Raw genomic sequence first — 13,198 nt, forward strand, 5'->3', positions numbered from 1 at the left:
TTATCCATTCAAGTGTGCCAGTAAACCGGCGTCAGCTTAACAGAGCTTGTCTGCACAGGGCTTGTTTTGCGACGTAGCTAACATCTGGCCGGGAACTCTTGGGTCCCTTGCCGGTATCGGGTTGCGAAAAGTGCTGTGCTAAGCTGCCTCCCTTTTTAACAGCGGAGCCTGAGTAATGAAAGCGCGCATTCAGTGGGCCGGTGAAGCCCTGTTTATCGGCGAGTCGGGCAGTGGCCATGCAGTGGTGATGGATGGCCCGCCGGAGAGCGGTGGCCGCAATCTGGGTGTGCGCCCCATGGAGATGCTGCTGATCGGCCTGGGTGGCTGCAGCAACTTCGATGTGGTCAGCATCCTGAAAAAATCCCGCCAGGCGGTGGAAAGCTGCGAGGCCTTTGTCGAGGCCGAGCGCGCCACTGAAGAGCCCAAGGTGTTTACCAAGATCCACCTGCACTTCGTGGTCAAGGGCCGCGGCCTGAAAGAGGCCCAGGTCAAGCGGGCGGTGGAGCTGTCGGCGGAGAAATACTGCTCGGCCTCGATCATGCTCGGCCGTGCCGGCGTCGAGATCAGCCACGATTACGAGATAGTCGAACTGGGCGCTTAAGCCTAAGCCGGCGCGAAACCGCTAAAAGGAAGGGCACCCGCGGGTGCCCTTCTTTATGTCTACAAACCCCTGTTGGGTCAGAGCCGATAGGTGCTTTTGGTCATCACCTTGGCCAGCAGGCTCATGCCGAACTTCACCGGTGCCGGGAAGCGCAGGCCGCCGGCCTCAAGGGCGCTGGTGGCGTGCTGCTCTTCGTCCGTGCGCATCTGTTCGAGGATGGCGCGGGACTTCAGGTCCCCCTCGGGGATCTGCTGCAGGTGTTCGTCGAGGTGCTTGACCACCTGGTCTTCGGTGGCGGCGACAAAACCCAGGCTGACCTTGTCGCTGATCAGGCCGGCAGCTGCGCCCACGCCAAAGGACAAACCATAGAACAGCGGGTTGAGAATGCTTGGCTGGCTGCCGAGCTGGCGGATGCGCTGCTCGCACCAGGCCAGGTGATCGATTTCCTCGTCGGCGGCATGTTCCATGGCCTTGCGCACCTGGGGCAACTTGGCGGTCAGGGCCTGGCCCTGGTACAGCGCCTGGGCGCAGACCTCGCCGGTGTGGTTGATGCGCATCAGGCCGGCGACATGTTGGGCCTGCAGTTCATCCAGTTCGGCTTCGGGCTGGACAATGGCCGGCGATGGCCTGCCGGGCTGGCCGCTGAACGGCAGCAGGGTGCGCAGGGCGGCATCGGCCTGCAGCAGTAGACGATCGACAGGTGAGAAATGACGTTCGTTGGCCATGGGGACCTCCGGCGCTGAAAACCCAGGCAGTTTACTCCAATCCGCTGGATAAGGTTTGACCCGGATCAGCTCTGCGCGTCCCGCTGTTGTGCATCAGCCCGGCGGCCAGGTCATCTGGCGCTGACCAAGTACGTGCATATGGATGTGGTGCACGGTCTGGCCGCCCAGGTCATTGCAGTTCATCACCACGCGAAAGCCTTCCTCGCAGCCTTGCTCCCTGGCCAGGCGTTGGGCGGTAAAGAGGATATGCCCGGCCAGCAGCTTGTCAGCTTCGCTCAGGTCATTGAGGGTGCTGATATGTTTTTTCGGGATAACCAGAAAGTGCACCGGTGCCTGTGGGCCGATATCGTGGAAGGCGATCACCTGGTCATCTTCATAAAGCTTGCGTGCGGGGATTTCCCCGGCGACGATTCTGCAGAACAGACAGTCCATGGACAGTCTCCTGGCCTGTTGAAAGAGCCCCGAGTTTAACGGGGCCCAGTGCTGCCCGACCAGTGGACAAGGGGTGTGTGTGAAGAACGATATCCATGATCTGGGCCTGGTGCTCGATTCCAAGGCCAGGCTGATCCTGATCGAGTCCTGGGACGAGCCGCGGGTGTTGCAAACCCTCACCGGCCTGGCGCTGCGCCGCGGCCTGGGGCTGCAGGTCTGGTCGGTGACCGAGGGCCTGCAGCGCCTCGGTTTTGCCGGCGATAGCCAGACCGACGCCGAGACCCTGGAGCCGGAAGCGGCGTTGCGCCTGATCAAGGCGGATTCGCAGCCGACCCTCTATGTCATGTGCGACCTGCATCCCTTTCTGGAGGACAACCCCAGGCTGGTGCGCCTGCTCAAGGAGGTCGCCATGCGCGAGCCGCCCGGCGGCCCGACCCTGGTGCTGGTCTCCCACGCTTGCAAGTTGCCGCCGGAGGTGCAGCGCTATGCTTCGCGCTTCAGCCTGGCGCTGCCCAGCGAAGACGAGTTGCTGGCGATTGTCCGTGACGAGGCCAGCGCCTGGAGTGCGCGCAATCGCAATGCTCGGGTGCGTACCGATAACCGTACCCTGCAGCAGGTGGTGAAGAACCTGCGCGGCCTCAGCCATGCCGAGGCTCGCGCCCTGGCGCGCAATGTAATCTGCGATGACGGTGCCATTACCCAGGAAGATATTCCCGAGCTCAACAAGACCAAGTTCCAGCTGCTCGACCTGGAAGGCGTGCTGAGCTTCGAGTACGACACCGCACGCTTCGCCGAGGTGGGTGGGCTGGGCAACCTCAAGCGCTGGCTGGCCGAGCGCCAGGGCATCTTCCTCGAGGGCAAGGGCAGCGATCTGCCCAAAGGCGTACTGCTGGTCGGCGTGCAGGGCGGCGGCAAGAGCCTGGCGGCCAAGGCCGTGGCCGGGCTCTGGGGGCTGCCGTTGTTGCGCCTGGACTTTGCCTGTCTGTACAACAAGTTCTTCGGCGAGACTGAGCGCAATCTGCGTGACGCCCTCAAGCTGGCCGAGCAGATGGCCCCCTGTGTGCTGTGGATCGACGAGATCGAGAAGGGCCTGGCCAGCGGCGATCACGACGGTGGCGTCAGCCAGCGGGTGCTCGGCACCCTGTTGACCTGGATGGCCGAGCGCAAGGCTCCGGTGTTCATGGTGGCCACGGCCAACGTGATCGCGCGGCTGCCGCCCGAGCTGGTGCGCAAGGGCCGTTTCGATGAGCTGTTTTTCGTCGACCTGCCCGATTCCGCGGTGCGTGCCGAGATCTTCCGCATTCACCTGGTGCGCCGGGAACTGGAACCGAACAGCTTTGATCTGGCGCTACTGGCGCAGGCCAGCGCCGGGTTTTCCGGGGCGGAGATCGAGCAGGTGGTGGTCAGCGCCCTGTATGCCGCGCAGGCGCAGCAGCAGCCGGTCGATCAGGCATTGCTACTGCACGCCATCCAGAGCACCGCGCCGCTGTCGGTGATCATGGCCGAGGATCTCGCGGCCCTGCGCACCTGGGCGGATGGTCGTACGGTGAGTGCCGGTTAGCCGGCCATGGCAGCGGTCGTTGCAGATGGCGGATGGATTGTTCGGGTGTAGTAGGGGGGAGCGATGGGGCCGTTGTGGCCCCATGCGGTTGGCGATCAAAGGCCTGCGTCGGCATAGCCCATATAGGCCGGTAGGGCGATGGCGGCAATGATGCTGATCAGGATAACGGCCAGCCAGAGTGCCGCCAGAACCTTGACCGCGGTGCTGTTAGGCGGTGGCGGTGGGCCGAAGCGATTGGCCTCGGTGCTGCCGGGGATGATAAACAGCAGCAGGGAGAACACCCCGCCCACCACCGGCACCAGGCTCAACAGCAGCACCCAGCCGGACCAGCCGATATCGTGCAGGCGCTGCACGCCAAACATGATACCGGCCACCATTACGGCGATACCCGCCAGGGCTACCAGCAGGCCGCCCAGAATCTCCGACACGGCGAAGAAGCCGGCCGCCACTGCGAACACGGGCATGCAGGCGAGCAGCAGGCCCATCGACCAGGCCAGGTAACGCAGGCGACCGATTCGCCCGTCGGTGGTAAACACCTTCAGCTCGCCGAACTCCGGCAGGCTCTCGGCAACTGCCGCCTTGGGTGTGGCATAGGGCGTCGTGGCAGGGCCGGCATCGGCCGCTGTGCTGTCGCCAAACATGGCCTGACGGGCGATAAATTTCTCAATGATGATGCCGCAGGCGCTGCATTCGGCCGACTTGGCCTGCTGGTGGCCGCACTTGGGGCAGGTCATCTCGTTGGCTGGCGCAGGCGTGCTGCTGGTAGGCGGGTGATTATCGTTGTCTACCAGGCTCAGGCCCGCCACCAGGTCCTGTTCCTTGCGCACCTTGGCACCGGCGCGTTGCAGAGCGCTGAGGTACTGATCAGCCTCGCTTTCGCTCAGGTTGCGCTTGATCTCGATGGCGCTGCCGCTAAAGAGCGCATTGATACGCGCGCCGTCGCTTTTAAACAGGCGTGAGAGGTTGTCCTTGACGGTTTCCAGGGCCACGTCGGGCATCAGCTCGCCGCTGAAGACAATCTTGAAACGGGCTTGATTCATATCGGCTTCCTTGTCGGTGCCTGGGAGGGTTTCGCTACAGACTAGCTGGCCCACAGCCCAGTGAACAAGCAGCCTGAGCTGTAAATATGGGCATCCATCACACTCTGCCTGCGGCCTCAAACCGGCCGACGCGCGGCCGGCTTTCGCACCTGAGGCGACTGAGGGGCGGCGGGCCTTATCGTGGCCAGCGTTGCTGCAGCTGCTGGGCCTGCTGGCAGGCGGCACGGTATTCGCTGTCCAGGCGTGCGATCAACTGCTCGACGCTCGGCAGGTCGCCGATCCCGCCAACGCCCTGGCCGGCAGACCACACGGTTTTCCAGGCCTTGGCTTCCTCATCCATCGGCTTGAGCTTCTCGCCGTAATTGATCTCGCCCTTGTTCTGCAGCTGCTTGAGGTCGTAGCCGGCCAGCTCCAGGCTCTGGCGCATAAAGCTCGCCGGTACCCCGGAGACGGCCGGGGTATGAATGATGTCGGCGGCCTGGGCGTCGAGCAGCATCTGCTTGTAGGCCTCTGATGCGGCATTTTCCTGGGTGGCGATCAGCCGGGTGCCGAGGTAGGCCAGATCCGCCCCCAGCAGTTGGGCGGCAAGTACTTCGTGCCCCCGGTTAAGGCAGCCGGCCAGCAGCAGTGTCTTGTCGAAGAACTGGCGAATTTCCGCGATCAGGGCGAAGGGGCTCCAGGTGCCGGCATGTCCGCCTGCGCCTGCGGCCACCGCGATCAGGCCGTCGACCCCCGCGGCGGCGGCCTTCTCGGCGTGGCGGCGGGTGGTGACGTCGTGAAACACCAGGCCGCCATAGCTGTGCACCGCATCCACCACTTCCTTCGCCGCCCCCAGGCTGGTAATCACGATAGGCACGCGGTGCTCGACGCAGATGGCCAGGTCCGCCTGCAGACGCGGATTGCTGCCATGTACGATCAGGTTCACCGCATAGGGCGCGCACTGCGCGTCCAGACCGGCCTCGATCTCTTCCAGCCAGGCCTTGAAACCGCTGCTTTCACGCTGGTTGAGGGCCGGGAAGCTGCCGACTATGCCGCCGCGGCAACAGGCAAGTACCAGTTGCGGGTTGGAGACCAGAAACATCGGCGCGGCGACTACCGGCAGGCGCAGGCGTTGTTCGAGCAGGGCAGGTAGGGACATGGAGATTTCCTATGGGCAGGGAAGTGGTTGGCGTGCTGCGTACGGCATGCCGTCAGAAGGGTTTGACCACCACCAGAATCACGATGGCCAGCAGCGCCAGGACCGGGGCCTCGTTGAACCAGCGGTAGAACACGTGGCTGCGACGGTTCTCGCCGCGGGCGAAGGCCTTGAGCTGGGCACCGCACATCAGCTGATAAGCCACCAGCACGAGCACCAGGCTGAGCTTGGCGTGCATCCAGCCCTGGCTGAAGTAATACGCGGGATTGAGGCTGAGCAGCCACAGGCCGAGGCCGATGGTGGCGATCATCGAGGGCCACATGATGCCGCGGTACAGCTTGCGCTCCATGATGCAGAAGCGTTCGCGGCTGGCGGAGTCTTCGCTCATGGCGTGGTAGACGAATAGGCGTGGCAAATAGAACAGCCCGGCGAACCAGCAGACCATGGCAATAATGTGCAGGGCTTTGAGCCACAGATAGAGCATTGTTCGATCCTGGGGAAATAAAGTGCCCCGATAGTAGTGCTCACCGCACTATCCGTCATCCTGGCGGTTGGCCCCTGGCCGAAGCGGCCTTATCATCGGCAGCTTTCCAATGACGTTATTGCAAGGGGCAAGTGATGATCAAGGTCGGAATCGTCGGCGGCACGGGTTATACCGGTGTCGAGCTGTTGCGTTTGCTGGCGCAGCACCCGCAGGCGCAGGTGCAGGTGATTACCTCGCGCTCCGAGGCGGGCATGCGCGTCGACGAGATGTACCCGAACCTGCGCGGTCATTACGACGGCCTGGCCTTCAGCGTGCCGGACGTGGCGACCCTGGGCGCGTGCGATGTGGTGTTCTTCGCCACGCCCCATGGCGTCGCCCATGCCCTGGCGGGTGAACTGCTGGCGGCGGGGACCAAGGTGATCGACCTGTCCGCCGACTTCCGTCTGCAGGATGCCGACGAATGGGCCCGCTGGTACGGCCAGCCCCACGGCGCACCGGACCTGCTGCCGGAAGCGGTGTACGGCCTGCCGGAAGTCAATCGCGAAGCGATCAGGCAGGCGCGCCTGATCGCCGTGCCCGGTTGCTACCCGACCGCTGCGCAGCTGGGCCTGATCCCGTTGCTGGAAGCCGGTCTGGCCGATGCCTCGAGCCTGATTGCCGACTGCAAGTCCGGGGTCAGCGGTGCCGGGCGCGGTGCCAGCGTCGGCTCGCTGTTCAGCGAAGCCGGCGAAAGCATGAAGGCCTATGGCGTCAAGGGTCATCGCCATCTGCCGGAGATTCGCCAGGGTTTGCGTCGCGCCGCTGGCAGCGACGTGGGTTTGACCTTTGTGCCGCACCTGACGCCGATGATCCGCGGTATCCACGCCACCCTCTATGCGGCGGTGGTGGATCGCTCGGTGGATCTGCAGGCCCTGTATGAGCAGCGTTACGCCGATGAGCCCTTCGTCGATGTAATGCCCGCAGGCAGCCACCCGGAAACCCGCAGTGTGCGGGGTGCCAACGTTTGCCGGATTGCCGTACACCGTCCCCAGGACGGCGATCTGGTGGTGGTGCTGTCGGTGATCGATAACCTGGTCAAGGGCGCTTCGGGGCAGGCAGTGCAGAATATGAACATTCTCTTCGGCGTGGATGAGCGCCTCGGTCTGTCCCACGCAGCCATGTTGCCCTGATGGCGGGGTGGGAGGTCCGCCCCAGCAATCCTGGGCAGGCCAGGCGTGTGCGGCTGGCCCTGTGGCTGTTGCTGCTGGCCGTGCCGCTGGCGTTCTATGCTGGCGGCTGGTGGCAGGCGCGGACGACCCAGGGACTGGTCGACGGTCAGCAACCCTTGCAGGCCCGCATCCTTGAGCAGGATCAGGAGCTGGACACGCTGCGTCAGCGCCTGGCTGTCGTCAGCAGCGGAGAACAGGTTGCCCAGCAAGCCAATGAGCAGAGTCGTCTGACCATCAAGCTGCTGGAAGAGCAGATCTACAAGCAACAGCAGGATCTGGCGTTCTATAAGGGCGTTCTCGCCCCTGCCACTCGTCGCGAAGGGCTGCGTATCAAGACCTTTGAGGTGCAGGCTACGGACAGCCCCGGGCTGTTCCGCTACAAGATACTGCTGAGCCGGGTCGGCAAGAGCGACAAGCCGCTACAAGGGCAGTTGCGGGTCACCGTGACAGGGCAGCGTGCCGGCAAGGAGGTCGCCTTGGAACTGGCCGCCTTGACCGAGGGGCTGGCCGATGCCTTGCCTGGCCAGGCCATCCCTTTCGCATTCAAGCATTTTCAGGCGATTCCCGAAGCGGGTCGTTTTGCCGAGCTGAGGCTGCCCGAGGGTTTTGTGCCGCGCGAGGTCAAGGTGGCGGCCGAAGTGCAGGGTGAAAAGCCGCTGCTGCGTACATTCAAATGGGGCGAAGAGGAGTAATTCTTCCTGATGTGGAATAAAGAAAAGAGCAAGACCGATCTGCAACGCTTTAACGGCAAGACCAGTTTGATTGCCGTGGGGGCCGAGTTGCAGGGTAACCTGCGTTTTCAGGGCGCGGTGCAGGTCGATGGCAAGGTCAGCGGCAACCTGCTGGCCAGCGAAGGCATGGTACGGGTCAGTGTGCAGGGGCAGGTTGAAGGCGAGGTCCGCGCCCCCCATGTACTGATTGACGGTGAGGTGATCGGCGATGTCCATGCCAGCGCTCATCTGGAGCTGGGGGCTCGGGCCCGGGTGCGCGGCAATCTCTATTACGGTCTGATGGAAATGGCCATGGGCGCGCAGATCGAAGGGCGGCTCTGTCACCTGAGCGACGAGATGCGACCGCTGGAGTTACCGGAAAACCTCGATTTGGTAGAATAGTTGACCGCTTTTCTCAGGTAAGCGGATAATGCCAGCCACAACGCAGTATGAGTATGGCGCTTAGCGCCGGGAGTTAGTCAGCATGAGCGTCGAAACCTTCACCCCTACGGCCTTGGTCTTCACTCAGGGCGCGGCGAACAAGGTGAAGAACCTGGTCGATGAAGAGGGCAATCCGCGCCTGAAGTTGCGCGTATTCGTCACGGGGGGCGGCTGTTCTGGTTTCCAGTATGGTTTTACCTTCGATGAAGAAGTGGCCGAGGACGACACCATAGTCGAGCGCGAAGGCGTGAGCCTGGTGGTTGACCCGATGAGTTTCCAGTATCTGGCCGGTGCCGAAGTCGATTATCAGGAAGGCCTGGAAGGCTCGCGTTTCGTGATCAAGAATCCGAATGCTGCCACCACCTGCGGTTGCGGCTCCTCGTTTTCGATCTGATCAGGACCGCTCTTCAACACAACGCCGTGCCCATGCACGGCGTTGTCGTTTATGGCCTCAGGCGGGGTAGATGGCACCGAGAATGCGCAGGCCTTGCGCGCCCGTGACGCTGGGGCGGTTGGCCGGGATGCCTTCCAGGCAGCAATGCGCCAGCCAGGCAAAGGCCATGGCTTCGACCCAGTCGGCGGGTACACCATGGGCGTCGGTGCTGCTGACGCGGCTGTCCGGCAGCAGGGTGGACAGACGCTGCATCAGCGTCAGGTTGCGTGCGCCGCCACCGCATACCAGAAGCTCGTCGGTATGCTCCTGGGCGGCTTGTAGGGCCGCGACAATGCTTTGCGCGGTCAGCTCGAGCAGGGTTGCCTGTACGTCTTCGGCGGTATAGCGGGGAAGAGCTGCCAGGTGCAGGTCCAGCCAGGGCAGATTGAATAGCTCGCGCCCGGTACTTTTCGGTCCCTGGGTCTGGAAAAAGGCATCGCCGAGCAGAGCTTGCAGCAATGTCGCCTGTACCTGGCCGGTTGCCGCCCATTGACCGTCCTGGTCGTAGTCTGCGCCCTTGTGGCGTTGAATCCAGGCATCCAGCAGGGCATTGCCAGGGCCGCAATCGAAACCGTGCACTGGCTTGTCGATGTCGAGCAGGCTCAGGTTGCTGAAACCGCCGATATTGAGAATTGCCCGGCGACTCTGCGCCTGGGCGAACAGGGCCTCATGGAAGGCCGGTACCAGCGGTGCGCCTTGCCCGCCGGCAGCCAGATCGCGGCGACGGAAGTCGCTGACCACACAGATGCCCGTCAACTCGGCCAGCAGAGCTGCATTGCTTATCTGAATGGTGAAGCCTCGGGCAGGCTCGTGGCGAACGGTCTGGCCGTGACTGCCTATCGCGCGTATGGCTTGCGGGGTAAGTTCGTGCTGCAGGAGCAGGTCGGCGATGCCTTGTGCGGCAAGCCGTGCCCACTGCTGTTCGGCAATGGCGGCGCGGGCTAGCTCATCGGGCCCGGGGCTGCACAGGGCCAGCAGTTCGCCGCGCAGCGCTGTCGGCATCGGCAGATAGCGGGTGTCAAGCAGGGTGGTGGTATGGTCTTGTCGGATCAGGGCGATGTCCAGGCCGTCCAGGCTGGTTCCGGACATCACACCGAGGTAGAGAGGCATTGTGTTCAGCGCTGGTTGAGGGCGAGCGCTGTGGATTTTTCCTTGTCCATCTGGGCCATCAAGGGTTTGCTCAGCTGCATAAAGCGAGCTTTCTCGCTGCTGGCAATGGGGTCGGCCATCGGCAGCTTCTGGCTCAGCGGGTCGACGTGAACGCCATTGATCTGGAATTCATAGTGCAGGTGCGGCCCGGTGGACAGCCCGGTTGTGCCGATATAACCAATGATCTGCCCCTGCTTGACGTTCGAACCGTTGCGAACACCTTTGGCGAAGCCTTGCATATGCGCATACAGGGTGCGGTAGCGTTGGCCATGCTGAATGATCACGGCATTGCCATAGCCGCCATGACGGCCAGCCAGGGTCACGCGGCCATCGCCCGCGGCCTTGATTGGCGTGCCGCGTGGTGCGGCATAGTCGACACCCTTGTGCGCGCGGATCTTGTTCAGTACGGGGTGGCGGCGGCCAGTGGAGAAGCGTGAGCTGATGCGGGCAAAGTCCACCGGGGTGCGGATAAAGGCCTTGCGCATGCTCTCGCCATTGGCGCTGTAGTAGCTGGTGGTGCCTTGCTTGCTGGTGTAGCGCACGGCGGTGTAGGTCTTGCCGCGGTTGGTGAAGCGGGCGGAAAGAATATTGCCGGTGCCGACCCGCTTGCCGTTGACCACTTTCTCTTCGTAGATCAACTCGAATTCGTCGCCTTCGCGAATATCCATCGCAAAGTCGATGTCATAGCCAAAGACGTTGGCCAGTTCCATGGTCAGGGCGTGGGACAGGCCTGCGCGCTTGGCTGAGAGGAACAGGGAGCTGCGGATTACGCCGTGTGTGTAGGTGCTCTGGACCTCGGGTTTGACCAGTTCGCGCTCGAAGCTGTAACCCTTCTCGGTTTTCGCCAGAGCGATGCTTTCCAGGTCGCTGAGCTTGCTGTTGAGGCGTTCAAGCTGCCCTTCGGCATCCAGTTGAAAGTCCAGTTGCTGGCCCACTTTCAGGCGGGTGAATTGCTTGGCCTCTTTGCTGCTGCTCAATACCTGATGCAACGTGGTCGCAGGCAGGCCTACCTTGGCAAAAATGGTGGACAGGGTATCGCCCGGACTGACCTGAATACTGCGTTGTAGCGGATCTGTCTCTGCTACGGGCTCGATCGGCTGCGCTTGTTCCTGCGCCGTTTCGGCCTGGCGGGTGGTGGTGTCTGCCGTGCTGGTGAAGGGTGATGCGTTCTGCTGGAGGGACAGTCTACCGCTGGATTGGGACTCGTCCGCCTGCTCGCTGAACTCGGAGCCGGTTTCCAGCTCGAGATTGATAAAGGTTTTCTTGGCTTCTACTTCGCGGGAGGGAAACACCAGCAGGGCCAGGCTGAGCAAGGCGGCGACACCGCTGGCGGCCAGGATATGGCTCTTGGGGTAAAGCGGAGGGGCTTTGGTCGTATGGGTCATAGGTGGCTTTTGACTTTTAAAAATGAGAAGAAATAGATAAAGAAAATGATGAATATGCACTAACTGTATAAAATATAACCAAATCGTGTGCTAGGCAACCCCGGTTGTCGCTGAGTGCTCTTAAACTGTGCGGGCGGTTGGCAAAACTTGTGATTTGTCTGCGATCTTGTATGGTTGGTTCCCTTTCGTTTTTGAGTGGTCGTGAGTCCTGTCATGAAGTCGGTTGAAGAGCAGTTGGCGCTGATCAAGCGCGGTGCGGAAGAGGTTCTGGTCGAGGCCGAACTGGTTGAGAAGCTCAAGCGTGGTCAGCCGCTGCGTATCAAGGCAGGCTTTGATCCGACGGCCCCGGATTTGCACCTGGGGCATACCGTCCTTATTAACAAGCTGCGTCAGTTCCAGGAGCTGGGGCATCAGGTGATATTCCTGATCGGCGATTTTACCGGAATGATCGGTGATCCCAGTGGCAAGAGCGCCACTCGCCCGCCTCTGACTCGCGAGCAGGTGCTTGAGAACGCGGAGACTTATAAAACCCAGGTGTTCAAGATTCTCGACCCGGCGAAAACCGAGGTTGCCTTCAACTCCACCTGGATGGATAAGATGGGGCCGGCCGATTTCATTCGTCTGACCTCGCAGTACACCGTCGCACGCATGCTTGAGCGCGATGACTTCAGCAAGCGCTATTCGACCAACCAGCCAATCGCTATTCACGAGTTCCTCTATCCGCTGGTGCAGGGTTATGACTCGGTCGCCTTGCATGCGGATGTCGAGTTGGGCGGCACTGACCAGAAATTCAATCTGCTGATGGGGCGCGAGCTGCAGCGTGGCTACGGGCAGCCGTCGCAGTGCATCGTCACCATGCCGTTGCTGGAAGGTCTGGATGGCGTGAAGAAGATGTCCAAATCCCTGGGCAACTACATCGGTATCCAGGAAGCGCCGGGCGTCATGTACAACAAGCTGGTATCCATGCCAGATGCCCTGATGTGGCGCTACTTCGAATTGCTTAGCTTCCGCTCCATGGAAGAGATCGAGCAGTTCAAGCGGGATGTCGAGCAAGGGGCCAACCCGCGTGATATCAAGATCAAGTTGGCCGAAGAGATTGTCGCCCGCTTTCATGGTGAAGAAGCCGCGCTCAATGCCCATCGCTCGGCAGGCAACCGCATGAAGGAAGGCGAGCTGCCCGAGGATCTGCCAGAGATCGAGGTGCTGTCTGTCGAGGATATGCCGATTGCAGCACTGCTTAATAAAGCCGGCCTGGTGAAGAATGCCGCCATGGCGCGTGATCTGCTGGGCTCCGGCAGTGTGCGTGTGGATGGCGAGGTGGTCGATCGCTCCTTTATATATAAGGTCGGTGCGGTGCACGTCTGTCAGGCCGGCAAGAAGGCGTTCGCGCGTATCACGCTTAAGGCCGAATAACTTGCGTGGTGCTTGTGCGACAAGGCCGTTGAAGCGTCAGCTTCAACGGCCTTGTCGTTTCTGCGGGCGGTGCGTATCGAGTGCTGGTGTGGTTACAGCCCTTGATTTCGTGGTTGTTGAAACAAAAGCATAACAATCGGTTGACCTGGCTTCGCTTGCCCCTATAATGCGCACCTCTTCCGGCGCAGATCTCTCGGAAAACTTATTTTAAAACAATAAGTTAGCTTTAAAAGAGAGGTTGCAAAGCAGCGAAAGCTGTGTAGAATGCGCCGGGCTGACAGGGTGGTGGTTTGATCCTGTTGGTGGCTTCGATCAGGTAGATCGGTAGCGGTTGAAGAGGTGGTTGACAGCGGTTTGAAACGCTGTAGAATTCGCCTCCCGCTAACGAGAAGCTGGATGTTGGTCGGGGATGCAAGTAGTTGAGTAGAAAGAACTTCTTCGGAAAGAACTTCGAAAAACAGCTTGACGCAAGATGAGGCTG

Annotated in this window: 14 protein-coding genes; 7 read left to right on the forward strand and 7 right to left on the reverse strand. The window is 61.6% G+C overall.

The genetic code is table 11. The features are described from left to right. Positions 1–175 precede the first annotated feature (175 nt). Positions 176–601, forward strand: coding sequence for an OsmC family protein (locus WMW70_RS17805; RefSeq protein ID WP_341438783.1), 426 nt, complete (start codon positions 176–178; stop codon positions 599–601). A gap of 77 nt (positions 602–678) precedes the next feature. Here the strand turns inward: WMW70_RS17805 and coq7 are convergent, their stop codons facing one another. Together coq7 and WMW70_RS17815 are read right to left on the reverse strand one after the other, a co-directional pair. After that, positions 679–1,326 (reverse strand): 2-polyprenyl-3-methyl-6-methoxy-1,4-benzoquinone monooxygenase, encoded by a 648-nt coding sequence (coq7, locus tag WMW70_RS17810; protein WP_325503314.1) that lies wholly within the window; start codon positions 1,324–1,326, stop codon positions 679–681. A gap of 93 nt (positions 1,327–1,419) precedes the next feature. Then, positions 1,420–1,758, reverse strand: coding sequence for a histidine triad nucleotide-binding protein (locus tag WMW70_RS17815; protein WP_341438784.1), 339 nt, complete (start codon positions 1,756–1,758; stop codon positions 1,420–1,422). 79 nt (positions 1,759–1,837) lie between these two features. On the opposite strand from WMW70_RS17815, the gene WMW70_RS17820 reads away from it, so the two are divergent. Next, positions 1,838–3,319, forward strand: coding sequence for an AAA family ATPase (locus tag WMW70_RS17820; RefSeq protein WP_341438785.1), 1,482 nt, complete (start codon positions 1,838–1,840; stop codon positions 3,317–3,319). Between the two features lie 95 nt (positions 3,320–3,414). Here WMW70_RS17820 and WMW70_RS17825 read toward each other — a convergent pair whose 3' ends face one another. From WMW70_RS17825 to hemJ, 3 genes are all read right to left on the reverse strand, one after another. Beyond that, positions 3,415–4,359 (reverse strand): DUF805 domain-containing protein, encoded by a 945-nt coding sequence (locus WMW70_RS17825; protein WP_341438786.1) that lies wholly within the window; start codon positions 4,357–4,359, stop codon positions 3,415–3,417. Positions 4,360–4,534: 175 nt separating this feature from the next. Continuing rightward, positions 4,535–5,497 carry an NAD(P)H-dependent flavin oxidoreductase gene (locus tag WMW70_RS17830; RefSeq protein ID WP_341438787.1) on the reverse strand — a complete coding sequence of 321 codons (963 nt, stop codon included), beginning with the start codon at positions 5,495–5,497 and terminating at the stop codon, positions 4,535–4,537. 52 nt (positions 5,498–5,549) lie between these two features. Then, positions 5,550–5,978 carry a protoporphyrinogen oxidase HemJ gene (hemJ, locus tag WMW70_RS17835; RefSeq protein WP_341438788.1) on the reverse strand — a complete coding sequence of 143 codons (429 nt, stop codon included), beginning with the start codon at positions 5,976–5,978 and terminating at the stop codon, positions 5,550–5,552. A 134-nt stretch (positions 5,979–6,112) separates the two neighbouring features. Here hemJ and argC point away from each other — a divergent pair, with 134 nt between their 5' ends. The 4 genes from argC (at position 6,113) to erpA (ending at position 8,731) form a co-directional block, all read left to right on the forward strand. After that, positions 6,113–7,147: an N-acetyl-gamma-glutamyl-phosphate reductase gene (gene argC / locus WMW70_RS17840; RefSeq protein ID WP_341438789.1), complete on the forward strand. Its 1,035-nt coding sequence runs from the start codon at positions 6,113–6,115 to the stop codon at positions 7,145–7,147. Positions 7,148–7,194: 47 nt separating this feature from the next. Further along, positions 7,195–7,878, forward strand: a complete 684-nt coding sequence (locus WMW70_RS17845; protein WP_341438790.1) for a DUF6776 family protein — start codon at positions 7,195–7,197, stop codon at positions 7,876–7,878. Between the two features lie 9 nt (positions 7,879–7,887). Further along, positions 7,888–8,298, forward strand: a complete 411-nt coding sequence (locus tag WMW70_RS17850; RefSeq protein WP_341438791.1) for a bactofilin family protein — start codon at positions 7,888–7,890, stop codon at positions 8,296–8,298. A gap of 82 nt (positions 8,299–8,380) precedes the next feature. Then, a complete protein-coding gene (erpA, locus tag WMW70_RS17855) occupies positions 8,381–8,731 on the forward strand; it encodes an iron-sulfur cluster insertion protein ErpA (RefSeq protein ID WP_325503296.1) in 351 nt (116 codons plus the stop codon). Positions 8,732–8,788: 57 nt separating this feature from the next. Here erpA and WMW70_RS17860 read toward each other — a convergent pair whose 3' ends face one another. Next, complete coding sequence (locus WMW70_RS17860; RefSeq protein WP_341438792.1) at positions 8,789–9,880, reverse strand: anhydro-N-acetylmuramic acid kinase; 1,092 nt, start codon at positions 9,878–9,880, stop codon at positions 8,789–8,791. Between the two features lie 5 nt (positions 9,881–9,885). Beyond that, a complete protein-coding gene (locus WMW70_RS17865) occupies positions 9,886–11,304 on the reverse strand; it encodes a peptidoglycan DD-metalloendopeptidase family protein (RefSeq protein WP_341438793.1) in 1,419 nt (472 codons plus the stop codon). A gap of 213 nt (positions 11,305–11,517) precedes the next feature. On the opposite strand from WMW70_RS17865, the gene tyrS reads away from it, so the two are divergent. After that, the gene (gene tyrS, locus WMW70_RS17870) at positions 11,518–12,717 is read left to right on the forward strand and encodes a tyrosine--tRNA ligase (RefSeq protein WP_341438794.1); all 1,200 of its coding nucleotides are present in this window, start codon (positions 11,518–11,520) and stop codon (positions 12,715–12,717) included. Positions 12,718–13,198: the final 481 nt, after the last annotated feature.

The sequence above is a fragment of the Pseudomonas sp. XK-1 genome, assembly GCF_038069885.1.
Classification (GTDB): Bacteria; Pseudomonadota; Gammaproteobacteria; order Pseudomonadales; family Pseudomonadaceae; genus Aquipseudomonas.